Below are 23,627 nucleotides of genomic sequence, written 5' to 3' on the forward strand. Positions count from 1 at the left end.
TCCTTGCGGCGGACCTTCTTGGCACCGGCCGCGGCGCGAGCCCTGGGAGGCATGTGGGTTTCTGTTCCTTCTCTTCGTGGCCAGAGATGGCACGCGGCGGGGGGGGGGGGCGGCGGGCGCCCGCGCCCCCCGCGCCCCCCCCCCCCCCCCGCGGCCGGCCCCCCCCCCCCCCCCCCCCCCCCCCGGGGCTGGTGCTCTCGCTCAGGGGATCCCTCAGTCGTTCTGAGCCGACTTCTCGGCCGACTCCATCGACTCGCCGCTGCCCTGGTCCAGCGGCTCGGGGACGACGTCGCCCTCGCCGGCGCCCTCGGCGGCGGCGTCGGACTCCTCGCGCTCGATGCCGGCCTCGGCCTCGGCCTCCTCCAGCTCGGCCTCGAGGGCCTCGGCGCTCGGAGCGGCCATCAGGTTGACGACCAGCGCCTCGGGGTCGGTGAGCAGCGTGGCGCCCTTGGGCAGGGTCAGGTCGGCGGCGGTGTAGCCCTCGCCGACGCCACGGCCCTCGACGTCGACCTCGATCGACTCGGGGATGCTGGTGGCGGCCACCTGCACCGAGACGGTGTTGAGCTCGATGCTCACCAGGGTGTCGGGGCCGGTCTCGCCGACGACGACGACCGGGACGTCGACCGTGACCTTCTCGCCGCGACGCACGATGACCAGGTCGACGTGCTCGTGGACGCGCTTGATCGGGTCGCGCTGCACGGCCTTGGTCAGGGCCAGCTGCTCCTTGCCGTCGAGGACGACGGTGAGCAGGGCGTTGGTGCCGCCGTTGCGCAGCGCCGCGGCGAACTCGCGGGCGGGCAGCGACAGGTGGACGACGTCCTGGCCGTGCCCGTAGAGGACGGCGGGGACGCGACCGGCACGGCGGGTGCGACGGGCGCTGCCCTTGCCGAACTCGGTGCGGATCTCGGCTTCGAGGCGGAAGTCAGCCACGGTGGATGTGCTCCTCAGGAGGTGGATCGGTCTGCGGACCGGCGCACGAGCGCGGCACACCTCTGGGGCGGACGCACGTCGATCACGGAGCGGGAGCTCCCTCGCCGGGCTGTGCTCACTGTACCCGAGCCGCGGACCCCGCCGTCCCGAGCCCGATCTCGGGGAGCTCGGGGCCTGGACGGCCCGACGGACCCCTACTTCCCCGAACCGAGGCCGGGGTCGGTCAGGAAGCGCCGTCGAAGAGGCTGGTGACCGAGCCGTCCTCGAAGACCTCGGTGATCGCGCGCGCGAGCAGCGGGGCGATCGAGAGGACGGTGAGCTTGTCGAACTGCCGCTCCGGCTCGATGGGCAGCGTGTTGGTCACGATGACCTCGCTGATCTTGCTGTTCTTGAGCCGGTCGACGGCGGGACCGGAGAGGACGCCGTGCGTGGCGGTCACGATCACGTCGGCGGCGCCGGCCTCGAACAGCGTCTCGGCGGCCTTCACGATCGTGCCGCCGGTGTCGATCATGTCGTCGACCAGGATGCAGACGCGGCCTTCGACCTCACCGACGACGCGGTTGGCGACGACCTCGTTGGGGCGCATCGGGTCGCGGGTCTTGTGGATGAAGGCCAGGGGGACGCCACCGAGCTTGTCGCTCCAGCGCTCGGACACCCGCACGCGGCCGGAGTCGGGCGAGACGACGGTCAGCTCGCGGTCGCCCCACTTCTCGCAGACGTGCCCGACGAGGAGGTCGAGGGCGAAGAGGTGGTCCACGGGCCCGTCGAAGAAGCCCTGGATCTGGGCGGTGTGCAGGTCGACGGCCATCAGCCGGTCGGCGCCTGCCGTCTTGAACATGTCGGCGACCAGACGGGCGGAGATCGGCTCGCGGCCGCGGTGCTTCTTGTCCTGCCGGGCGTAGGGGAAGAACGGGGCGACGACGGTGATCCGCTTGGCCGAGGCGCGCTTGAGCGCGTCGACCATGATCAGCTGCTCCATGAGCCAGGTGTTGATCGGCGCGGTGTGGCTCTGCACGACGAAGGCGTCGCAGCCGCGCACCGACTCCTCGAACCGGACGAACAGCTCGCCGTTGGCGAACTCGTAGGACGCGGTGGGCGTGGGAGTGACGCCGAGGTGCCCGGCGATCTCGTTCGCGAGCTCCGGGTAGGCCCGTCCCGAGAAGAGCATCAGGCTCTTGCTGTTCGCCTGCCGGATGGCGCTCATCGGCTTCGTCTTCCCTACGTGTCGGTGTGCGTGCCTGTGGCCTCGGACAGGTCCTCGGCAGGTGCAGCCGCCCGGCGCTCGGCCGCCTCCGCGGCCTCGGCCGCGGGCGTGCCGGAGCGGCGGCGGCGCACCCAGCCTCCCACATTCCGCTGGGGCGACCGCGCCACGGCCATGGCCCCCGGGGGGACGTCGGAGGTGATGACCGAACCGGCCGCGGTGTACGCGCCGTCCCCGACCGTGACCGGCGCCACGAGCATGGTGTCGGACCCGACCCGGACCTGGTCGCCGATCGTCGTGTGGTGCTTGGCGACGCCGTCGTAGTTGACGAAGACGGTGGCCGCGCCGATGTTGGCGCCCCGGCCGATCGTGGCGTCACCCACGTAGGACAGGTGCGGCACCTTCGAGCCCTCGCCGACCTGCGCGTTCTTGGTCTCCACGAACGCGCCGACCTTGGCCCCGCTGGCCAGGCGGGTGCCCGGGCGCAGGTAGCTGAACGGGCCGACCGTGGCCTCGGGCCCGATGTGCGCGCCGAGGCAGTGCGAGCGCACCACGCTGGCGCCCTCCTCGACGACGCAGTCCACCAGGGTGGTGTCCGGCCCGACGACGGCCCCGCCGCCGACGGACGTCGTCCCGCGCAGCTGGGTGCCCGGCTCGAGGACGGCGTCGGCACCCACGGCGCACGTGACGTCGACCCAGGTGGTCTGCGGGTCGACGACGGTGACCCCGCTGCGCATCAGGTCGTCGAGGACGCGGTCGTTCAGGGTGCGGCGGCGGAAGGCGAGCTCCCGGCGGTCGTTGCAACCCAGGACGTCGTCGGGGTCCTCGGCCACGTGCCCGCCGACCGGGGCGCCGTCGGCGACCAGCAGGCCCAGGACGTCGGTGAAGTACTGCTCGCCCTGGTCGTTGTCGGTGCCGATCCGGCCGAGCGCGCCGCGGATCGCCGCCGCGTCGCCCACGTAGACGCCGGCGTTGATCTCGCGGATGGCCCGCTGCCCGGGGGTGGCGTCGCGCTCCTCGACGATCGCGCGGACACCGCCGTCCTCGCCCCGCACGATGCGGCCGAGACCGGTCGGGTCGTCGACCTCCGCGGTCAGCACGGTCAGCGCGCTGCCCGCGGCCCGGTGCGCCTCGACCAGCGCGGACACCGTGCTCGCGCGCAGCAGCGGGGCGTCCCCGTTGACCAGGAGGACCGGCCCCTCCAGGTCGGGCACCGCGTCGAGCGCGACCGCGGCCGCGTGCCCCGAGCCGCGCTGCTCCTCCTGCACGACGGCCAGGGCGCCGGGGGCGATCTCGGCCAGGTGCGCCTCGACCTGGTCGCGCCCGGCGCCGACGACCACGACCGTCGTCCCGGCGTCGAGGGGTGCGGCGGCGGCGAGCACGTGGCCCAGCAGGCTGCGCCCGCCCAGCGTGTGCAGCACCTTCGGCGTCGTCGAACGCATGCGCGTGCCCTGGCCGGCGGCCAGGACGACGACGGCGGCCACCGCCGGGGACGTCGACGGGGCGGCGGGCGACTCCTGCGCGATCACGGATCTCCTCGGACGGGCGGCCGGTTTCTCGCTGGGGGACTCGGACTCGAACCGAGACTGCACGGCTCCAAAGGCCGGCGGGCTGCCGATTACCCCATCCCCCACCCGTGGGCCCGGTCGGCCAGGACCACGGGGGTGCCACGGATCCGGCACCCGGAGCGAGCCTAGGGCCGCCGGACGGCGAGGGCACCCACCGGGCACGGACGCCGGGTCGCCGACCCCCCTACGGTGCCGTAGGTTACGGCCACGTAGCCATGGCGCCGGATGGTCACCGGACCCCGCGCGAGGCCCAGACCATCCCCAGGAGATCTCTTGTCCGCTCCCGCTCTCACCCGGCCCACGGCTCCCCCGCTGGCGGACCCGCACGCCGGACTGCCGGCCAACGCCATCGGCCGGCACAAGAGCATCCTCGAGATCGTCACGCTCTCCGTGATCGTGGCCGTCCCGTTCCTCGCCCTGATCGCCGTCATCCCCGCCGTGTGGGGCTGGGGGATGTCCTGGCTGGATGTCGGCCTCGCCGTCGGCTTCTACTACCTGACCCTGCTCGGCGTGACCGTCGGCTACCACCGGCACTTCACGCACGGCTCGTTCAAGGCCGCGCGGCCGCTGCGGCTCGCGCTCGCTGCCGCCGGCTCCATGGCGATCCAGGGCCCGGTCGTCCAGTGGGTGGCCGACCACCGGCGGCACCACGCCTTCGCCGACCGGGCCGGCGACCCGCACTCGCCATGGCGGTACGGGACCGACCTGCGGGCCCTGCTCAAGGGCATGTGGCACGCCCACCTCGGCTGGACGTTCGAGCGGCGCAAGACCAACCCGGAGCGCTACGCGCCCGACCTGCTCAAGGACGGCGCACTGGTGACCACCAGCCGGCTGTTCGTCCTCTGGGCGGCGCTGAGCCTGTTCCTCCCCGCCGTGATCGGCGGCGTGGTCACCGGCACGTGGGCCGGCGCCTGGTCGGCGTTCTTCTGGGCCGGCCTGGTGCGGATCGCGCTGCTGCACCACGTCACGTGGTCGATCAACTCGGTCTGCCACGTGATGGGCAACCGCCCCTTCACCTCCCGCGACCGCGCCACCAACTTCTGGCCGCTGGCGATCCTGAGCGGCGGCGAGTCGTGGCACAACCTGCACCACGCCGACCCGACGTGCGCCCGCCACGGCGTGCTCCGCGGCCAGATCGACATCAGCGCCCGGGTCATCTGGTTCTTCGAGAAGCTCGGCTGGGCCCGCGACGTCAAGTGGCCCGACCCGGTCCGGCTGGCCGCCAAGCGCCGCGACGCCGCCCCGGCGCCCGCCACGGCCTCCGCCTGAGCAGTCCCCCGCCCGGGCGATCGGCGGAACGCGGATCGCCCGGGCGGAGCCGTGCTCGGGGCACGATGTCGTCGAGGGAAGGACACCCCATGACCAGCACGACGCGCCCCCGGGTCCGGATGACCGGCGAGCAGCGCCGTCGGCAGCTGCTCGACATCGGCCGCGAGCTGTTCGCGCAGCGGGGCTTCGAGGCCACCTCGGTCGAGGAGCTGGCCGCCCACGCCGACGTCAGCAAGCCCGTCGTCTACGAGCACTTCGGCGGCAAGGAGGGGCTCTACGGCGCGGTCGTCGACCGCGAGATGCAGGCCCTGCTCGACCGCTTCACCTCCGCGCTGTCGGTGCCCGGCCCGCCGCGGGAGATGCTGGAGAGCGCGGCGCTGGTCCTCCTCGACTACATCGAGGAGGAGACCGACGGCTTCCGCGTCCTGACCCGCGACGCCCCCGGGCAGAGCGCCGGCGCCTCGTTCTCCTCGCTGATCGGCGAGGTGGCCCGGAAGGTCGAGCACATCCTGGGCCGGGAGTTCGGCGGCCGCGGGTACGACCCCCGGCTGGCGCAGCTCTACAGCCAGGCCCTCGTCGGGATGGTCTCCCTCGTCGGCCAGTGGTGGCTCGACAACCGGGCGCTGGGCAAGGAGCAGGTGGCCGCCCACCTGGTGAACCTCTCCTACAACGGCCTGGCGCACCTCGACCCGGCGCCGGCCCTGCACCGGCGGACGACGCCCTGAGGGGACGACCTCAGGCGACCACGCGGGCGCCCGGCACCGGGCCGCGGACCGCGCGCACGGTCCGGAAGACGCCGGCCCCGGCCAGCTCGGCGGCCAGCCGCCGGGCGTGCTGCTCGTCCCGGCACAGCGCGGCGACGGTCGGGCCCGAGCCGCTCACCAGGGCGGCTGCGGCACCCGCCTCGGTCGCCGCCCGCAGCGCCCGGCCGAGGTCCGGCCGCAGGGCCAGGGCCGGTGCCTGCAGGTCGTTGGCCAGGGCCGCCGCCAGCGCCGACGGCGGTCCGCTGCGCAGCGCCGCCAGCACCGGCTCGACGTCCGAGGACCAGTCGGTGGGCACCCGGCCGGTCGCGCGCAGCCGGTCCAGCTCGCCGTAGACGGCCGGCGTCGACAGCCCCTCCCCGGCGATGCCCAGGACCCAGTCCGAGCGGGCGCGGGACAGCACGGGTGTGACCTGCTCACCCCGGCCCGCCCCCAGCGCGACCCCGCCCACGAGGCTGAACGGGACGTCGCTGCCCAGCTGCGCGGCCAGGTCGAGCAGGTCCTCGCGGCTCGCCCGCGTGCCCCACAGGGCGTCCAGCGCGACGAGCGCGGCCGCGGCGTCCGCGCTGCCACCGGCCAGGCCGGCCGCGGCCGGGATCGACTTGTCGACGGCGAGGGTCGCGTCGGCGGGGACACCGGCCGAGGTCGCGAGCAGCTCGGCGGCCCGCCAGACGAGGTTGCGGGAGTCCGTCGGCACGAGGTCCGCGCCCCGGCCCTCGGTTCCCTCACCGGTGACGGTGAGCGCCAGGCCCTCCCCGGGAGCGGCGGTGACCGTGTCGAACAGGGACACCGCGAGGTAGACGGTGCGCAGCTCGTGGAACCCGTCGGGACGCAGCGGCCCGACCCCCAGGTGCACGTTGACCTTGGCCGGCGCCCGGGCGACGACGCTCACGCGTCCACCGGGTCGGTCGCCGCCAGCCGGGCGAAGTCCTCGACCGACAGCTGCTCCCCGCGCGCGGCGGGGTCGATGCCCGCGGCCCGCAGCCGGGTCTCGGCGGCCGCGGGGCTGCCGGCCCAGCGGGCCAGGGCGGCCCGCAGGCTCTTGCGGCGCGTCGCGAACGCGGCGTCCACGACGGCGAAGGTGGCCACCCGGTCGCCGGGAGGGGGCGGCCGCCGGACGAGCGCCACGAGGCCTGAGTCCACGTTCGGCTCGGGCCAGAAGACCTTGCGGCCGACCGCGCCGGCGCGGCGCACCTCGCCGTACCAGGCGGCCTTGGCCGAGGGCACCCCGTACGCGGAGCTCCCCGGAGGCGCCGCCAGCCGCTCGGCCACCTCGGCCTGCACGAGGATCAGCGCCCGGTCCAGCGTCGGCAGCAGCTCCAGCAGGTGCAGGAGCACCGGCACGGCCACGTTGTAGGGCAGGTTGGCGACCAGCGCGGTGGGCGGGGGGCCGGGCAGCTCCCGGACGCGGAGGGCATCCGCGGTGACCACGGTGAGCCGGTCGGCCAGGTCGGGACGGCGCTCGGCGACGGTCCCCGGCAGGAGGCCGGCCAGCCTGGGGTCGATCTCCACCGCCAGCACCGCCGCGGCTGCCGGGAGCAGGCCCAGGGTCAGCGACCCGAGGCCCGGGCCCACCTCGAGGACGACGTCGTCCGGGCGCAGGTCCGCCGTGCGGACGATGCGCCGGATGGTGTTCGCGTCGTGCAGGAAGTTCTGCCCGAGCGTCTTGGTCGGACGCAGCTCGAGCTGCTGGGCCAGCTCACGGATCGTGGCCGGACCCAGCAGCCCGTCCGACTGCTCGGCAGGCGGCTCGCTCAGCGCGGGAGGCCGAGCTTGGCGGCGCAGCTGGGCCAGGCGCCGTACCCGCCGCGCGCGGCGACGACCTTCTCGGCGATCGCGATCTGCTGCTCGCGGCTGTTCTCGTGCGGCAGGCCCTGGCCGCCGTACGCGCGCCACGTGGAGGCGTTGAACTGCAGGCCGCCGTAGTACCCGTTGCCGGTGTTGATGGCCCAGTTGCCGCCGGCCTCGCACTTGGCCAGCGCGTCCCACACCCCGCCCGCGGGGACCGCCGGGGCGGCCGGACGGGGCTTGGTGCCGACGGTGACCTGCTCGGGCACCTGCTGGCGGGTGACCGTCGTGTTCAGGACCTCGCGGGCGGTCTCGACGCCGTCGACGACGGTGACGCGGACGGTGGAGACCTGCTCGCCGTCGACGCCCTGCTGGGTGACCTTCTCGTCGCCCTCGAGGGCGTTGGGGTCGGCGGTCTCGACGCGCTCGTGCGGCAGGGCGTCGGTCACCTGGGTCTCGGTGATCTGGACGCGGAAGACCTGCAGGCGCATCCGGTTGAGCAGGCCCTGGTTCAGGTAGAGGCTGGTCCGGTCGGTCTCGCTGAGGGCGATGCCCTGCTCGGCCAGGAGGTCACCGGCGGTCGCGGCCGTGGTGGTGACGACGCGCTCCTGGCCGTCGCTGACCAGGACGATCTGCTTGGGCGTGGTGATCGTCAGCTGCATGCCGTCGAGCGGGAGGCGCTCGCTGCGGCTGGCGGAGAGCACCAGGTCGTCCGAGCGCAGGCCCAGCTGCTCCAGCGCCTCGTCCACGCTCAGCGCCGTCACGTAGACCTCGCGGTCCACGCCGTCGATCGACAGCTGCAGCGGGCGGGCGCGGTTGACGACCACGGCGTCGCCGTCGGCGAGCTCCTGGCCGGGAGCCGGCAGGACGACGTCGTGGGCGGCGACCTCCAGGCCCTCCTCGTCCAGGACCTCGGCCACCGTGCCGGCGTAGGTGCCGACGGTGCGGGGCTGCCCGTCGACGGTGAGCGTCACGGACTTCTGGGCGACGAAGTAGGCGAGCGTGCCGCCGATCAGTCCGAGGAGGACGACGGCGAACAGGCTGAGCTGGAGGGAGCGGCGCACGAAGACTTCCACGAGGTCACAAGACCCGGGCAGGAGGCCGGGCCGGCAGCCGGTCGGGAGCGCGGGGCGCCCAGCCGGTCGATGCCGCCCGGGTGTTCTCCACCCCGGCTGTCGGTCACGACACGATAACGAACACTGTCCGTGTGGCAATGCTGCACAGGAAGTACAGCAGAGGAATTCACTTGCCGTGCGTGGGCGCGCCGACACCCTCCGTGACACGGCGGGCAGAAGGTGCAGGTGACGAGCCGGCGTGACCGTCCCGTGACCCGTGAGCAAGGCCACAGCATTGTTCCCGGCGTCGCCGGGCAGAAACCGGGGGTTCCGGGCTGTCCGGAGCCGGTTGCGTCAACCGGCCAGGGCGCGCGCCGCGGTCCTCACCGGCCGCAGCCAGCCGAGCAGGAAGCCGGCCACCGCGATCCCCGCAGCCAGCGCCGAGAAGCCGCCCGCGACGAGCGCGACCGGCAGGAAGTCGTACCCCTCGCTGACGCCGTCGGGGTCGATGCCCGCGCGCAGCAGCAGCGTGCCGAGCGGCAGCAGACCGAGGACCGTCGTCGCGGCGGCGACGAGGTGCGCGGTCCAGGTGCGCAGGGCCTCGTCGACCGGCACGTCCGCCCCGCGCGCCGGCAGCGGCCGCACCAGGACGCGCAGGAGCGCCACCTCGGCCAGCAGCCAGGCGACCAGCGGCACCAGGAGAGCCGCCCAGGCCACCGGGTCGGACAGCTCGCCCTCGTTCCACAGCGAGACGGTGACGGCCACCTGCGCGGCGACCACCGCCCGCATGGTCCACAGCAGCCAGCCGGAGATCAGGTCGCCGAGGCGGGGCCGGCGCGGCGGGCTGCTGGTCGTCCAGCGCGGCCGGGGCCTGGTCGCCTCGGCGACGAGCACCCCCAGGAGCAGCCCGATGACGAGGACGGGCAACCACAGGAAGACCGACGCCTCGGCGAGCGCGACGACGCTGCCGATGATCCCGGCGACGCCGAGCAGCAGCCCGAGCAGCCGGATACGCCGTCCGTGCTGCGCCTGGCGCTGGAGCGTCCGGGTGCCCTCGGGCGTGGGCTCGGCCAGCTCGACGCCACCGGCGGCGACGGCTCGCCGGCCGACCGCCAGCCACCACGCCCGCGCCAGGAGCACGCCGGGCACGAGCACGGCGATGAACAGCAGTACGGCGATCAGACGACCCACGACGCCAGTGTCCCCCGGTTTGCCCCGACGTGGCGGCCTCCTGGCCGCAGGATCACCAGGACCCGAACACCCGCTCGCCCGTGGCGGTCAGGGCCGCGCACAGCTCCCCCAGCTCGACGCCGGTCACCTCGGCGAGCGCCCGCACGGTGTGCGGGACCAGGCGGGAGGCGTTGGGGCGGCCGCGGTGGGGCATCGGCGTGAGGAACGGTGAATCGGTCTCGACCAGCATCTGGTCGACCGGGGTGAGCGCCGCCGCCTCGCGCAGGTAGCCGGCGTTGCCGAAGGTCACCGTGCCGGCGAAGGAGAGGACGAACCCCCGCTCGATGCAGGCGCGGGCGAAGGCGGCGTCGCCGGAGAAGCAGTGGAAGACGGTGTGCTCGGGGGCGCCCTCGTCGTCCAGGACGCGCAGGATCTCCTCGTGGGCGTCCCGGTCGTGGATGACCAGGGCGATGCCGTGGCGCTTGGCGATGTCGATGTGCGCCCGGAACGACGCCTCCTGCGCGGCCCAGCCCTCGGGGCCCGTGCGGAACCTGTCGAGGCCGGTCTCCCCCACCGCGCGCACCCGCGGCTGCGCGGCCAGGCGGTCGATCTCGGCGAGCGCGTCGTCGGTGGCCTTGCCGGCGCCGGCCTCGTTGGGGTGCAGCGCCACCGCGGCCAGCACGCCGGGGTGGCGGGCGGCCAGACCGGCCGACCAGCGCGACGACCCCACGTCGACGCCGACCTGGACGAGCCGGGTCACGTTCACGGCGGCCGCCGCGGCGATCTCGGCGTCCACCGCCTCGTCGGTGGCCCACTCGCCGTGCTCGCCGTCGGCCGGCCGGTCCCCCAGGACGATGTCCAGGTGGGTGTGGCTGTCCAGCGCGGGAGCAGGCAACGGCTCCGGGGACGGCGGCGGCTCGCCGCGCCGGTTGGCGCGCGAGGCGGCCGAGCGGCTCACTGAGCCTTCTCCTCCAGCCGCGCGAGCTCCTCGTCGACGATCGAGTCGTCGAGCTTGGTGAACACCGGCTTCGGGGCGGCCAGCAGCGTGCCCGAGGGCGGCAGCGGCGTGGACGCCCAGACGGCCTGCCCGCTGTCGTAGGGCCCGGTGATGATCGGGTAGGGCGACCCGTCGTCCAGGTCGGTGACCTCGTGGACCTCCGGCGCGACCGACCAGACGCCGTCCCCACCCAGCAGCTCGTGCACCTTCTGCGCCGAGTGCGGGAGGAAGGGCGTGAGCAGCGCGTTGCAGTCCTTGATCGCCTGCAGCGCCGTGTGCAGGACGGTGTCCCGGCGGGCCGGGTCCTCCTTGAGCTTCCACGGCGCCTGGTCCGACAGGTACTTGTTCGCCTCGCCGACGACCCGCATCGCCTCGGTGGCCGCCGCCTTCTGCCGGTTGCGCGACAGCAGGTCGCCGACCGGCGCGAACGCCCCGGACGTCGTCGCCAGCAGGGCGCGGTCGGCGTCGGTGAGGTCCCCCGGGGTCGGGACGGCGCCGACGTTCTTCGCCGCCATCGACACGGTGCGGTTGACCAGGTTGCCCCAGCCGGCGACGAGCTCGTCGTTGTTGCGGCGCAGGAACTCCGCCCAGGTGAAGTCGGTGTCCTGGTTCTCAGGGCCGGCGACGGCGATGAAGTACCGCAGCGCGTCGGCGTCGTAGCGGGAGAGGAAGTCGCGGACGTAGATGACGACGTTGCGGCTGCTCGAGAACTTGCGGCCCTCCATCGTCAGGAACTCGCTGGAGACCACCTCGGTCGGCAGGTTCAGCCGGCCGAGGTCGCCCGGCGTGCCGCCCTTGTCGCCCTCGCCGTTGTAGCCGAGGAGCTGGGCGGGCCAGATCTCGGAGTGGAAGACGATGTTGTCCTTGCCCATGAAGTAGTAGGCGTCGGAGTCCGGCGTCTGCCACCACTGCCGCCACGCGTCGGGGTCGCCGGACCGGCGCGCCCACTCGATGGACGCCGACAGGTAGCCGACGACGGCGTCGAACCACACGTAGATGCGCTTGTCGTTGCGGTCGCGCCAGCCGTCGAGCGGGACGGGCACGCCCCAGTCGATGTCGCGGGTGTAGCTGCGCGGCTTGAGGTCCTCGAGCAGGTTCACGCTGAAGTTCAGGACGTTGGGGCGCCAGCTCTTGCGGGTGGCCAGCCAGTCGCCGAGCGCCTTGGTGAACGCCGGCAGGTCGAGGAAGTAGTGCTCGCTCTCCACGAACTTCGGCGTCTCGCCGTTGATCCGGCTGACCGGGTTGATCAGGTCGGTCGGGTCGAGCTGGTTGCCGCAGTTGTCGCACTGGTCGCCGCGGGCGCCGTCGTAGCCGCAGATCGGGCAGGTGCCCTCGATGTAGCGGTCGGGCAGCGTGCGGCCGGTGCTGGGGCTGATCGCGCCCAGCGTCGTCTTCGGGAAGACGTACCCGTTCTTCAGCAGGCCCAGGAAGATCTCCTGGCTGACGGCGGCGTGGTTGGCCGTCGTCGTCCGCGTGAAGAGGTCGTAGCTCAGCCCGAGCGACTGCAGGTCGCCGACGATGATCCGGTTGTTCCGGTCGGCGATCTCCCGCGGCGTGATGCCCTCGGCGTCGGCCGCGACGGTGATCGGGGTGCCGTGCTCGTCGGTGCCGCTGACCATGAGGACCTTGTCCCCGGCCATGCGGTGGTACCGGCTGAACACGTCGGAGGGGACGCCGAACCCGGAGACGTGGCCGATGTGCCGCGGCCCGTTCGCGTAGGGCCAGGCGACTGCGGTCAGGATGTGCCGATCACTCACGGGTCAAACAGTAGGTGAAGGCGCGCGGAGCCCTGAGCATCGCAGGGAGCGCCAGCGACCGAGGAGCGGAGGGGCGGAGGCGCCGAGCGGGTCACGGAGGACCGTCCACCCGGCTGCGCGTCAGTCCTGCGTGAAGACCGAGGACGCCGGGTCCTGGACGTCGCCGGCGGGGACCGGGGCGAGCACCGCGACGGCGCACAGCGCGGCGCCGATGACGCCCAGCGTCAGCGTGGCGAGCAGGCGGTGCGCCTGCACCGGGTCGGGACGGCGCACCCGGGCGCGGGGCCCCTGCGCGATCCACCGCTGCGTCGCCGGTGCGCCGGCGAGCAGCAGCTTGCCGACCGGGACGGCGAGGACGAGCAGGGCCAGCCCCGGCAGCGGCAGCGGAGTCGGGTTCGCGACCGGGGTCGCGGTGGCGACCACGAGCAGCGCGGCCACCAGGGCCAGCTCGCCGTAGGCGACGCCGACGAACAGCGAGCGGCCGGTGCCGTCCACCATGGCGGCGGCGCTGCCCGCGCACAGCACGATCCAGGCGGCGAGCACGACCAGGCTCGAGGCGACCAGCCAGCCCGCGGGGCGACCGGCCGAGGAGAGGACGCCGTCCAGGCCGCCGAGGGCGAGCGCCAGCAGGCCCACGGCCTGGAGGACGCCGACCAGGGCGGCGCCGGCGACGGCGAGCGGGATGCGGCGGGAGGAGATCTCCTCGGTGGTGGCGACGTCCTCGGGAGCGGCGACCGTGGCGGCAGCCACCGTCGCGCGCACCGGGTGCGGCCCGAACGTGCGGGGGGCCTCGAGGACGCTGATCGCCATACCGGTCAGCTCGGCCCGCCCGGCGGCCCGCTGAAGGGTCGCCGGACGGCACTCACCCCTGGGGGTGAGCGGCGGTCACCCCGTGCGCACCGCCTCCTCGCGGCCACCGGGGGTGGCGAAGCGGCTCCGGCGGCGGCCGTAGACGACGTACAGGACGACGCCCAGGGCCATCCAGATCAGGAACCGCGCCCACGTCTCGACCGGCAGGTTGGCCATGAGCCACAGCGAGGCCGCCGCCGACACCCAGGGCACGACGTTGACCAGCGGCACCCGGAACGCGCGCGGGAGCTCGGGCCGGGTGCGCCGCAGGATCCAGACGCCGACCGAGACCAGCAGGAAGGCGAACAGCGTGCCGATGTTCACCAGCTCGGCCAGCTCGGTCAGCGGGACCACGCCCGCGATGATCGCGACGACGACACCGGTGGCGATCGTGATCCGGTACGGCGTGCCGTACGTGGGGTGGACCTTGGCCAAGGCCGGCGGGAGGAGCCGGTCACGGCTCATCGCGAACAGCACCCGGGACTGCCCCAGCATCAGGATCATCACGACCGAGGTGAGCCCGGCGAGGGCGCCGACGGAGATCACGCTCGAGAAGAAGGTCAGCCCCACCTCGGAGAAGGCCCCGGCGAGCGGCGCCGTCGCGCTCAGGTCCTGGTAGTTCTGCATGCCGACGACCACCAGGGAGACCGCGACGTAGAGCAGGGTGCAGATGGCCAGGGAGCCGAGGATCCCGCGCGGCAGGTCCTTCCTCGGGTCCTTGGTCTCCTCCGCGGCCGTGGCGACGATGTCGAAGCCGATGAACGCGAAGAACACGATCGCCGCGCCGGCGATGACACCGCCCCACCCGAACGTGCCCGGGCTGAAGCCGAAGAGGACCTGCACGAGGGGCGAGTCCCAGCCGCTGGCGTCCGCGGCGGCGGGCTCGGCCGGAGGCACGAACGGCGTGTAGTTCGAGGCCTCGATGTAGAAGACACCGACCGCGATCACCAGCAGCACGATCGCGACCTTGATCGCGACGATCACCGAGGTCACGCGGGACGAGAGCTTGATGCCGAGGACGAGCACCCCCGTCATCACCAGCGTGATGACGATCGCCGGGATGTTGAAGCTCGCCGTCTCGCCGGCGATCGAGGTCGGCAGCGGGATCCCGATGTCGTCGAGCAGCTGGTTGAGGTACCCCGACCAGCCCACCGCCACCGTGGCGGCGCCGAGGGCCAGCTCCAGGACGAGGTCCCACCCGATGATCCAGGCGATGAACTCGCCGAACGTCGCGTAGGAGAACGTGTAGGCCGATCCCGCGACCGGCACCGTGGAGGCGAACTCCGCGTAGCAGATCGCCGCGAGACCGCACACCACCCCGGCGATCACGAACGAGATCGCGACGGCGGGTCCGGACTGGTCCCGCGCCACGACGCCGGTCAGGACGAAGATGCCGGTCCCGATGATGACGCCGACCCCGAAGACGGTGAGGTCGAGTCCGGAGAGGTGCTTCCTCAGCCGGTGCTCGGGCTCGTCGGTGTCGCGGATCGACTCCTCGACCGACTTGATCCGGCGGGTACCTGCCGTCACGGGGACCTCCTCCGCGCCGGCGCGAGCCGGCTCCGCCTCGTCGTCCTGGCAGCGTCGCACGGGGCGGACGGACCTGCATGCCTACGCTGCTGTCGTCCGGACCGACCCAGGAGGTGGGCGATGACTGGCACCGGCACGCCACCACCGGAGCTCCCGGCGGGACCGCCCCCGGCAGCCGTCCCGACGCTGCGCCCGCGTCCCGCCGGCGCCCCCCGCGCCCGGACGACCCGCCCCCGCGAGGAGGACGTCGTCGTCGACTGCGCCGTCTACGTCGACGGCCGGCGGCAGGCGCCCGTCGCCCCCGAGGACGCGCTCGAGCACGCCGTCGCCCAGGGCGGCTTCGTGTGGCTGGGGCTGTACGAGCCCACCGAGGAGGAGCTCACCGCGATCAGCGAGCGGTACGGGCTGCACCCGCTCGCCGTCGAAGACGCCGTGTACGCCCACCAGCGGCCGAAGCTCGAGCACTACGACGACGCCCTGTTCATGGTCCTCAAGACGGCGACCTACGTGGAGCACGAGGAGCTGACCGCGACCAGCGAGGTCGTGGACACCGGCGAGGTGATGGTCTTCCTCGGCCCGTCGTACGTGATCACCGTGCGGCACGGCGAGCACTCGGGGCTGACCGATCTCCGCGCCCGCCTCGAGGACCAGCGCGATCTGCTCTGCCTGGGACCGTCCGCCGTCCTGTACGCGGTGGCCGACCTCGTCGTCGACAACTTCGTGGACGTGGCCAGCGCGGTCACCGAGGACGTCGAGGAGCTCGAGAACTCGGTCTTCAGCCCCCAGCGCACCGACGACATCGGCCGGCTCTACCAGCTCAAGCGCGAGCTGATGTCGCTGCGCAAGGCGGTCGTCCCGCTCGAGCTTCCGCTGCAGAAGCTCTCGGAGCGGCAGATCGACGTCGTCCCGGAGGCGATGCGCTCCTACTTCCGCGACGTGCAGGACCACGCGATCCGGGTGCGCGACCAGGTCGGCGGGCTCGACGAGCTGCTGTCGTCGATCCTGCAGGCGTCGCTGGCCCGGACGACGCTGGCCGACAACGAGGACATGCGGAAGATCTCGGCGTGGGCGGGCATCATCGCCGTCCCGACCGCGATCGCCGGGATCTACGGGATGAACTTCGAGTTCATGCCGGAGCTGCGCTGGCGCTACGGCTACCCGCTGGTGCTGCTGGTCATCGCGACGGCGTGCGTGTTCCTCTACCGCGGCTTCAAGCGCAACGGCTGGCTCTAGCCCCGCTGTCCCTCCGGCGCCTCCGTGCGCTCATCCACGTCATCCGCCCGCGATGAGGTGGACCAGCGCACAGTCACCGCCCGAGCGCCGCCGCGATGGAGGCGATCAGCTCCACGGGGCGGTGCAGTTCGGCCGCCGTCACGAACACGACCGTCCAGCCGGCAGCACGCAGCCGGTTGAGCCGCCGTCGATCACGCGCGAACTGCCGGTCCTCGGCATGCCACAGCCCGTCGTACTCGAGCGCGATCTTCCGGTCCGGCCAGGCGAAGTCCACCCGGGCGACGAAGCCGTCGCCGTCCATCACACGGAACTGCGCGACGGGTTCCGGCAGGCCGCTCCGCAGGAGCAGCAGCCGGAGGCGCGTCTCCTGCGGTGACTCGGCGAGACCGTCGGCGAGACCGCACACCGCTCGGGCCCGGGCGGAGCCAGGCCCACGTCCTGACGCGGCGACGGCACGGACCGGCGCGAGGTCCACGATCCCCGAGGCGATCATCCGGTCCACCGCCACCACCGCGTCGTCCCCCGGTAACGACGCGGCCAGGCGGACCGCGGTCGCCTCCGGCGTCGTCACCGGGAGGCCGCCTCTGTGCCAGCGGTGCTCCGGCGGGATGTCTGCCCGCCGCGCGCGTAGCCCCGGAAGGCGCCGGGGACCGGCCGCGGGCGGCAGGGTGACCTCGACGTCGTCCCCGACGTCTGCCAGATCCACGCCCCACAGGACGGCGGCACTCCGGCCGGTGACCACGGCGTCCGGCAGGAGCAGGCAGGCCGCCCGGACGCGGAGTGCGTGCGTGACCGGGACGGCGGCGTGGACGTACACGTCCTGAATGAGGCGACGCCACGTCGCGCCGTCGAGCTGCCGCCTGGTGAGCAGGCCGGACGCAACTGCCTCCGACCCTCGGAAGACGCCGCGGCTCAGGACCTGGGGGACGACTGCCGGGCGCACACCAGAACGCTGCCGGATCCCCGCGACGCCCGGAGGCGCTGTCCACAGGCCGGGCTTGTGCGCTGATCCACCTCATACGGCGGCGATGAGGTGGATCAGCGCACAGCGACGGCAGCTAGGGGGACTTGGCGGCGACGACGGCGTCGTAGACGACCCGACGGGGCAGCCCGGTCCGGACGACGACGGCGCGGATGGCGTCCTTGCGCGTGGCGCCGGCGGCCTCCTCGTCGGCCACCGCGGCCGCGAGCTGGTCGGCGTCCATCAGCACCGGTGCCGCGCTCGCCCCCGCGACCACCAGCGTGATCTCGCCCTTCACGCCCTCGGCGGCCCACGCGGCCAGCTCCGACAGCGGTCCGCGGCGGATCTCCTCGTAGGTCTTGGTCAGCTCGCGGCACACGGCGGCCGGCCGCGAGTCGCCGAACGCGGCGGCGGCGTCGGTGAGGGCATCGGCGAGCCGGTGCGGGGACTCGAAGAAGACCATCGTGCGGCGCTCGTCGGCCAGCGCCGCCAGCGCCGACCGGCGCTCCCCGCCCTTGCGCGGCAGGAAGCCCTCGAAGCAGAAGCGGTCCACCGGCAGCCCGGAGACGGCCAGTGCCGTGGTCACCGCGGAGGGACCCGGCACGGAGGTCACCGGGACGCCGGCCTCGATCGCCGCCCGCACCAGCGTGTAGCCGGGGTCGGAGACCGACGGCATCCCCGCGTCGGTGAGCAGCAGCACGGTCGCCCCGTCCTGCAGCGCCGAGAGCAGCCCGGGCAGCCGCGCCTTCTCCACCGACTCGTGGAAGGTCACCACCCGGCCGGTGAACGTGACGCCGAGGTCGGTGGCGAGCCGGTGCAGGCGGCGGGTGTCCTCGACGGCGAGGACGTCGGCCGCGGCCATCACCTCGCGCAGCCGCGGTCCCACGTCGCCCGGCTGCCCGAGGGGCGCCCCACCCAGCACCAGCCGTCCGCTCACGCCGACGAGCCTGTCACGGCCGGTCCCCCAGCCGTGCCGCATACCCTGCCCCCATGGCGGTGCTGGCACCCGAGCGGGCGGAGACGGCACCGGAGCCGCCTCCGGCAGCCCGCCGCTGGACGCCGCCCCGTCGCCGCCGGGACACCACTCCGCCGCTCCCGGACGACGCGCGGCTGTCCTGGGTCCTCACCGCGGTCCTGGGCGTGGTCACCCTCGCCGTGCGCCTGTGGGGCATCACCTACCCCAAGGACCTGCTCTTCGACGAGGCGTACTACCCGCCCGAGGCGCACGAGCTGCTGACCTGGGGCTTCGAGTACAACCGCGGCTACTCGTTCATCGTCCACCCGCCGCTGGGCAAGTGGCTGATCGCGTCCGGCGAGCAGCTGTTCGGCTACAACTCCTTCGGCTGGCGGTTCCCGTCGGCGGTGGCGGGCACCGTCGCCGTCGTCGTCCTCGTCCGGCTGGCCCGGCGGCTCACCGGCTCGACGTTCCTGGGCCTGCTCGCCGGGCTGCTGCTGGCCCTCGACGGCTTCTCCTTCACCCTCGCGCGCATCGGCCTGCTCGACGTCTTCCTGCAGGTCCTCGTGGTCTCCGCGGTCGCCTGCCTCGTCGTCGACCGCGACACGGTGCGGGCGCGGGTCCGCGCCATGGAGGTGCCCACCCGGATCGGCCCGCGCGGGTGGCGGATCGCGGCCGGTGTCCTCTTCGGCGCCGCGTGCGCGGTCAAGTGGAGCGGGATCTGGTTCCTGGCCTTCTTCGCGGTCCTGAGCCTGTTCTGGGACCGCGCCGCCTGGCGGGAGGCCGGCGTGCCGAGCCCGACGAGGACGACGCTGCGCCGCGGCCTGCCCGGAGCGGTGTGGGCCCTGGGCGTCCTCCCGGTGCTCACCTACCTGGCGTCGTTCACCGGCTGGTTCCTCGGCGAGACCTCGCAGGGCAAGGCCTGGGCCCAGCAGAACCCCGACACCGCCTTCCCGTGGATCCCCGACGCGCTGCGGTCGCTGTGGCACGAGCACGCCCAGTGGCTCGAGTTCCACAACCAGCTGTCCTCGCCGCACCCCTGGGAGTCGGGGCCGTGGTCGTGGCTGGTCGACGGCCGCCCGATCCTGCTGTGGAACCCCCAGGGCCTGACGGACTCCGCCGGCGACCAGGTGATCCGCTACATCCTCATGGTGGGGACGCCGACCCTCTGGTTCGCGTTCGCGCCCGCCCTGCTCTGGCTGCTCTGGCGCATCGTGGCCCGCCGCGACCCGGCGGCCGTCACCGTGGCGGTGGCCATCGCCGCCGGCTGGCTGACCTGGTTCATCAACCTCGACCGGACCATGTTCATCTTCTACATGGCGCCGGCCCTGCCGTTCTTCGTCCTGGCCGTGGTGCTCGCGCTGCAGGACGTCCTCGGCCGCTCCGAGACCGACCCGCTCCGCCGGCAGATCCGCCTGGGCGTGGTGTGCCTCTACGTGGCCCTGGTCGCGGCGACCTTCGTCTTCTTCTACCCCGTGCTGACGGGGCAGCCGCTCTCCCACCCGGAATGGCTGCTGAGGATGTGGTTCCCGTCATGGTTCTGAAGGAGCCCTCGCGAGCCAGTTAGTTGGGTAGTACAACGGTTTGCATGAACAGCAGCATGTTCCGGCAGCCGAAGGCGGTCTACGCCGTCGCGCTCGCGTGCGTCGTCAGCTTCATGGGCATCGGTCTCGTCGACCCGATCCTCCCGGCGCTGTCCGAGCAGCTCGACGCGACGCCGAGCCAGGTGACGCTGCTGTTCACCAGCTACCTGATCGTCACGGCGGTCGCGATGCTGGGCACCGGCTGGGTCTCCAGCCGGCTGGGCGCCAAGCGCACCCTCGTGGCCGGGCTGACCATCATCGTCGTCTTCTCGGCGCTCGCCGGCCTGTCCGGCACGGTGGACCAGATCGTGGGCTTCCGCGCCGGCTGGGGGCTGGGGAACGCCCTCTTCATCGCCACGTCGCTGGCCGTGATCGTCGCGTCGGCGTCCGGCGGCTTCGCCGGGGCGATCGTGCTCTACGAGGCCGCGCTCGGCCTCGGCATCGCCGCCGGCCCCCTGCTCGGCGGCCTCCTCGGGGACGTCAGCTGGCGCGGCCCGTTCTTCGGCGTCGCCTCGCTCATGGCCATCGCGCTCGTCGCCACCGCCGTCCTCCTCGACCCGATCCCGAAGCCGACGCAGCGCACCTCGCTGGCCGCCCCGCTGAAGGCGCTGCGGCACCGCGGCCTGCTGACCATGAGCGTCACCGCGCTGCTCTACAACTGGGGCTTCTTCACGATGCTCGGCTTCGCGCCGTTCCCCATGGGCCTGTCGGCGATCCAACTCGGCTTCGTCTTCTTCGGCTGGGGCCTGCTCGTGGCCGTCTTCTCGGTCATCGGGGCCCCTCGGCTGCAGAACCGCTTCGGCACCGCCCGCTCCCTCTACGCGGCGCTCGGGCTGTTCGCCGTCGACCTGGCCGTCATGTCGGTCTGGGCCGACCGGACGGCGGTGCTGATCACCACGGTGGTCGTCAGCGGGATCTTCATCGGCATCAACAACACGCTCACCACCCAGGCGGTCATGCTGGTCTCCCCCGTCGAGCGCCCGGTCGCGTCGGCGGCCTACGGGTTCGTGCGCTTCCTCGGCGGCGGCCTGGCCCCCTTCGCCGCCGGCAAGCTCGCCGAGCACTTCGGACTGCACGTCCCGTTCGCCGTCGGCGCCGCCGCGGTCGTGGTCGCCGTCCTGGTGCTCTCCACCGCCCACCGGGTGCTCGCGGCGGCCGACGCCGGGCTCGACGAGGACGGCCACGGAGCCCGGGACCTGGACGACGTCGCCGGCGAGGTGGCCGACGAGTTCGGCGGCGCCCCCGCCGCGATCGACAGCGAGGTCGGCGTCCGGGCCTGACGTCGGGGCCGGTCGCGCCTACGGTGACGGCACCAGCCAGGACGAAGGGGACGACGATGACCCAGGACCGGCCCGCCGTGCTCACCGAGGTCGACGGCGACGTCTGGCGGATCACCCTCGACCGCCCCGAGACCGGCAACGCCCTCACCCCGCAGATGGCCGCCGAGCTCGCCGCCGCCCTGGCCGCCCGCCCCGAGGGCAGCCGCGTGGTCCTCCTGCTGGCCAACGGTCCCCGCTTCTGCGTGGGCGGCGACGTGCAGTCCTTCGCCGACGCCGACGACCCCGGCACCTTCGTCGGCCGGCTGGCGCACGACTGGCACGAGGTGATCAAGGCGGTCCTGTACTGCCCCGTCCCGGTGGTCGCCGGCGTGCAGGGTGCTGTCGCCGGCGCCGGCGTCGGGCTGGTCGGTGCGTGCGACCTCGTCGTCTGCGCCCGCACGACCAAGATCCGGCCCGCGTACAGCGCCATCGGGTTCTCCCCCGACGGCGGCACCTCGTGGGCGCTGGCCCGGTCGCTCGGAGCGCCGCGTGCCCTCGACCTGATGCTCACCAACGGCTCGCTCACCGCAGCCGAGGCGCACCTCACCGGGCTGGTCGCCCGCCTGGTCGAGGACGAGGACCTCCGCGCCACCACCGAGATGGTGGCGCGCGAGATCGCCGAGGGACCGGTCCGGGCGATGGTGCGCACCCGCGCACTCGTGCGCCGGGCAGCCACCCGCACGCTCGAAGAGCAGCTGGACGACGAGGCGCAGCTGATCGCCGAGTCCGCGGCCGACCCCGAGGGGCGCGAGGGCGTGCGGGCGTTCGTGGAGAAGCGGGTGCCCGACTTCCGCAACGCCCGCTAGAGGTCAGCGCCGGCGGCGGTCCAGGCGCAGGAGGACCAGGGCGAGCACGCCCAGGACGAGGAGGACGGCGCCGACGATCAGCACCTGCCCGACGGCGTCCGCGTCCGCCCACACGCCGCGGAGCCCGTCGACGAGGAACCACAGCCCGATGGCGGCGACCACCGCGCGCGCGATCCAGCGGAGCCGGACCGCGCGCGTCTCGTCCGGGGCGGGCTCGCTCACGTCGTCTCTCCTCCGGACGGCGAACGCCGCCGGGGCGGAGGCCCCGACGGCGTCGGCTGGGTCGTGCTGTGAAGGTGTGGAGCTGAGGGGAGTTGAACCCCTGACCCCCTCGATGCGAACGAGGTGCGCTACCGGACTGCGCCACAGCCCCTTCGAGGAGTGAGTTTACCGCCCCGGCTCTCCGACGCCAGCACCGGGGCCGTCGTCGGAGAGCCGGACCGGGTTCAGCCGTTGGCGACGCGCCGGGGCTGGTACTCGTCGATGTCGGCGAAACCGATGTCGTCGTCGTCCAGGCCGACGACGGCGCTGTTCTGCCAGCCGGCGGGAGCCGGCGTGCGAGCGGCGACGACGCGACCCATCGGGAAGGCGTGCACGGGCGCCAGCGGCACGCTCGGGTGCGGCAGCGACGGCAGGTTCTCCTGGGCGACGGTCTCGTGGACCTCGACGTCGCGCTGCACCGGCACCGGACGGGCCGTCGAGCGCATCGCGGCCCGGGCGGCCGCACGGGCGGCACGGCGGGCGGCCAGCCGCTCGCGGCGGGCGACCTTGCGCAGCACCAGCACGTAGCCGACGACGGCGAGGTCGAGGACGCCCTGCACCACCCACACCCACGGGCTGTACACGAGGGCGCCCACCAGGGACAGCACGGCGAGGGCCACCAGGCCCGCCAGGGTGCGACGCCGGAGGGCGTGCACGTCGACCTGCAGCTCACCGCTGGTGCGCAGCAGGTCCCGGTCGATCGACACGCGCTCGGTGTCGGCGTGGACGACGGGGTCCACCGTCCGACGGCGCTGCAGCGTCCGACCGGAGTCAGCCAGGCCCACCGGGCCGGTCTGCGCGTCGCCGCGGGTGACCACCATCGGCACCAGCACGACGAACCACAGCACGACCAGAGCGGCCAAGAGCACGCCCGATCCCATCCGAACACCACCTGTCACATGAGTCACTCGCAGGGGGGAGGTTATGCAGGTGGGAGGTCCGCGCCCGGGAGGCGCGCGGTGTGTCGCGCGTCGTTTTCTGTGGCCGGTGTGACGACAGGGGCGTGTCGCGCCCGCCGTCCGCCGGCGGGTGGGCTCAGCCTGGTATGCGGGCGCGCCAGTGGGCGAGCACCCCGCCGGGCAGGTCCTCGGCCAGCAGGGCGTAGGAGACGTGGTCGCGCCAGTCGCCGTCGATGTCGAGGTAGCGCCGCAGCAGACCCTCGCGCCGGAACCCGAGCCGCTCGACCAGCCGCTGGCTGGGCAGGTTCTCCGGCCGGATGTCGGCCTCCACCCGGTGCAGCCCGACGGCGCCGAACGCGTGGTCGCACACCAGCGCGACGGCCAGCGAGGCCATGCCGCGGCCGGCGACCGACCTGTCGATCCAGTAGCCGAGGTATCCCGAGCGCAGCGCCCCCCGGACGATGTTGTCCAGGGTCACCTGCCCGGCCAGCCGGCCCTCGACCCGCAGGGCGAACGGCAGCGAGGTGCCCTGCCTGGCGCGGCGGGCCACCACCCGGCGCATCGCCCGGTAGGCCGCGGGCGTGTGCCGCTCCTGCCACGGCGCCCCGTTGGACGGCTCCCACCGGCGCAGCCAGTCCTCGTTGGCCAGGCGCAGCCGGCTCCACTCCGCGGCATCCCGGCGCCGGAGCGGGTGCAGCTCCACGGGCCCCCAGGCGAGGCGGGCGGGCCAGCCGG

22 protein-coding genes and 2 tRNA genes are annotated in these 23,627 nt (G+C 73.7%); 6 read left to right on the forward strand and 18 right to left on the reverse strand.

Annotated elements, in window-relative coordinates; genetic code table 11:
• Positions 1-213 precede the first annotated feature (213 nt).
• The 4 genes from ACI78T_RS04885 to ACI78T_RS04900 all read right to left on the reverse strand — a co-directional run bounded on the left by ACI78T_RS04885 (position 214) and on the right by ACI78T_RS04900 (position 3,764).
• Positions 214-930 carry a 50S ribosomal protein L25/general stress protein Ctc gene (locus ACI78T_RS04885; protein ID WP_456556962.1) on the reverse strand — a complete coding sequence of 239 codons (717 nt, stop codon included), beginning with the start codon at positions 928-930 and terminating at the stop codon, positions 214-216.
• 223 nt (positions 931-1,153) lie between these two features.
• Positions 1,154-2,134, reverse strand: coding sequence for a ribose-phosphate diphosphokinase (locus ACI78T_RS04890; RefSeq protein WP_456556963.1), 981 nt, complete (start codon positions 2,132-2,134; stop codon positions 1,154-1,156).
• Positions 2,135-2,148: 14 nt separating this feature from the next.
• Positions 2,149-3,660 (reverse strand): bifunctional UDP-N-acetylglucosamine diphosphorylase/glucosamine-1-phosphate N-acetyltransferase GlmU, encoded by a 1,512-nt coding sequence (gene glmU / locus ACI78T_RS04895; RefSeq protein ID WP_456556964.1) that lies wholly within the window; start codon positions 3,658-3,660, stop codon positions 2,149-2,151.
• 31 nt (positions 3,661-3,691) lie between these two features.
• Positions 3,692-3,764: transfer RNA gene (locus tag ACI78T_RS04900), tRNA-Gln, on the reverse strand.
• A 208-nt stretch (positions 3,765-3,972) separates the two neighbouring features.
• Here ACI78T_RS04900 and ACI78T_RS04905 point away from each other — a divergent pair.
• Positions 3,973-4,968 (forward strand): acyl-CoA desaturase, encoded by a 996-nt coding sequence (locus ACI78T_RS04905; protein ID WP_456556965.1) that lies wholly within the window; start codon positions 3,973-3,975, stop codon positions 4,966-4,968.
• 89 nt (positions 4,969-5,057) lie between these two features.
• Entirely contained in the window at positions 5,058-5,693 is a 636-nt protein-coding gene (locus ACI78T_RS04910) for a TetR/AcrR family transcriptional regulator (protein WP_456556966.1), read from the forward strand.
• A 10-nt stretch (positions 5,694-5,703) separates the two neighbouring features.
• Here the strand turns inward: ACI78T_RS04910 and ACI78T_RS04915 are convergent, their stop codons facing one another.
• The 8 genes from ACI78T_RS04915 to ACI78T_RS04950 form a co-directional block, all read right to left on the reverse strand.
• Positions 5,704-6,621: a 4-(cytidine 5'-diphospho)-2-C-methyl-D-erythritol kinase gene (locus ACI78T_RS04915; protein WP_456556967.1), complete on the reverse strand. Its 918-nt coding sequence runs from the start codon at positions 6,619-6,621 to the stop codon at positions 5,704-5,706.
• Positions 6,618-7,523 (reverse strand): 16S rRNA (adenine(1518)-N(6)/adenine(1519)-N(6))-dimethyltransferase RsmA, encoded by a 906-nt coding sequence (gene rsmA / locus ACI78T_RS04920; RefSeq protein ID WP_456557389.1) that lies wholly within the window; start codon positions 7,521-7,523, stop codon positions 6,618-6,620. The genes ACI78T_RS04915 and rsmA overlap by 4 nt, the downstream gene beginning before the upstream one ends.
• Entirely contained in the window at positions 7,484-8,593 is a 1,110-nt protein-coding gene (locus ACI78T_RS04925) for a ubiquitin-like domain-containing protein (RefSeq protein ID WP_456556968.1), read from the reverse strand. Before ACI78T_RS04925 ends, rsmA begins: the two co-directional genes overlap by 40 nt.
• 333 nt (positions 8,594-8,926) lie before the next feature.
• Positions 8,927-9,763 (reverse strand): hypothetical protein, encoded by an 837-nt coding sequence (locus ACI78T_RS04930; RefSeq protein ID WP_456556969.1) that lies wholly within the window; start codon positions 9,761-9,763, stop codon positions 8,927-8,929.
• Between the two features lie 52 nt (positions 9,764-9,815).
• The gene (locus ACI78T_RS04935) at positions 9,816-10,700 is read right to left on the reverse strand and encodes a TatD family hydrolase (RefSeq protein WP_456556970.1); all 885 of its coding nucleotides are present in this window, start codon (positions 10,698-10,700) and stop codon (positions 9,816-9,818) included.
• On the reverse strand, positions 10,697-12,496 hold the full coding sequence (gene metG / locus ACI78T_RS04940; protein WP_456556971.1) for a methionine--tRNA ligase: 1,800 nt from the start codon (positions 12,494-12,496) through the stop codon (positions 10,697-10,699). The genes ACI78T_RS04935 and metG overlap by 4 nt, the downstream gene beginning before the upstream one ends.
• Before the next feature lie 120 nt (positions 12,497-12,616).
• Positions 12,617-13,306: a hypothetical protein gene (locus ACI78T_RS04945; RefSeq protein ID WP_456556972.1), complete on the reverse strand. Its 690-nt coding sequence runs from the start codon at positions 13,304-13,306 to the stop codon at positions 12,617-12,619.
• Positions 13,307-13,381: 75 nt separating this feature from the next.
• On the reverse strand, positions 13,382-14,875 hold the full coding sequence (locus ACI78T_RS04950) for an amino acid permease (RefSeq protein WP_456556973.1): 1,494 nt from the start codon (positions 14,873-14,875) through the stop codon (positions 13,382-13,384).
• Between the two features lie 120 nt (positions 14,876-14,995).
• On the opposite strand from ACI78T_RS04950, the gene corA reads away from it, so the two are divergent.
• Complete coding sequence (gene corA / locus ACI78T_RS04955) at positions 14,996-16,108, forward strand: magnesium/cobalt transporter CorA (protein WP_456556974.1); 1,113 nt, start codon at positions 14,996-14,998, stop codon at positions 16,106-16,108.
• 73 nt (positions 16,109-16,181) lie between these two features.
• Here the strand turns inward: corA and ACI78T_RS04960 are convergent, their stop codons facing one another.
• Together ACI78T_RS04960 and rsmI are read right to left on the reverse strand one after the other, a co-directional pair.
• Positions 16,182-16,925: an endonuclease domain-containing protein gene (locus ACI78T_RS04960; RefSeq protein WP_456556975.1), complete on the reverse strand. Its 744-nt coding sequence runs from the start codon at positions 16,923-16,925 to the stop codon at positions 16,182-16,184.
• A 241-nt stretch (positions 16,926-17,166) separates the two neighbouring features.
• The gene (gene rsmI, locus ACI78T_RS04965) at positions 17,167-18,006 is read right to left on the reverse strand and encodes a 16S rRNA (cytidine(1402)-2'-O)-methyltransferase (protein WP_456556976.1); all 840 of its coding nucleotides are present in this window, start codon (positions 18,004-18,006) and stop codon (positions 17,167-17,169) included.
• 53 nt (positions 18,007-18,059) lie between these two features.
• Between rsmI and ACI78T_RS04970 the strand changes: the two genes are divergently transcribed.
• The 3 genes from ACI78T_RS04970 to ACI78T_RS04980 are packed head-to-tail and all read left to right on the forward strand — an operon-like array spanning position 18,060 to position 21,732.
• Entirely contained in the window at positions 18,060-19,568 is a 1,509-nt protein-coding gene (locus tag ACI78T_RS04970) for a dolichyl-phosphate-mannose--protein mannosyltransferase (RefSeq protein WP_456556977.1), read from the forward strand.
• Between the two features lie 44 nt (positions 19,569-19,612).
• Positions 19,613-20,887 (forward strand): MFS transporter, encoded by a 1,275-nt coding sequence (locus ACI78T_RS04975; protein ID WP_456556978.1) that lies wholly within the window; start codon positions 19,613-19,615, stop codon positions 20,885-20,887.
• A 56-nt stretch (positions 20,888-20,943) separates the two neighbouring features.
• Positions 20,944-21,732: an enoyl-CoA hydratase/isomerase family protein gene (locus ACI78T_RS04980; protein WP_456556979.1), complete on the forward strand. Its 789-nt coding sequence runs from the start codon at positions 20,944-20,946 to the stop codon at positions 21,730-21,732.
• Between the two features lie 3 nt (positions 21,733-21,735).
• On the opposite strand, the gene ACI78T_RS04985 is transcribed toward ACI78T_RS04980, so the two are convergent.
• From ACI78T_RS04985 to ACI78T_RS05000, 4 genes are all read right to left on the reverse strand, one after another.
• Positions 21,736-21,954, reverse strand: coding sequence for a hypothetical protein (locus ACI78T_RS04985; protein WP_456556980.1), 219 nt, complete (start codon positions 21,952-21,954; stop codon positions 21,736-21,738).
• Positions 21,955-22,031: 77 nt separating this feature from the next.
• Positions 22,032-22,105 (reverse strand) — tRNA-Ala (locus ACI78T_RS04990).
• Positions 22,106-22,178: 73 nt separating this feature from the next.
• Positions 22,179-22,862 (reverse strand): hypothetical protein, encoded by a 684-nt coding sequence (locus ACI78T_RS04995; RefSeq protein ID WP_456556981.1) that lies wholly within the window; start codon positions 22,860-22,862, stop codon positions 22,179-22,181.
• Positions 22,863-23,028: 166 nt separating this feature from the next.
• Complete coding sequence (locus ACI78T_RS05000; RefSeq protein ID WP_456556982.1) at positions 23,029-23,595, reverse strand: GNAT family N-acetyltransferase; 567 nt, start codon at positions 23,593-23,595, stop codon at positions 23,029-23,031.
• Positions 23,596-23,627 lie beyond the last annotated feature (32 nt).

The organism is Blastococcus sp. SYSU D00922 (genome assembly GCF_054050495.1).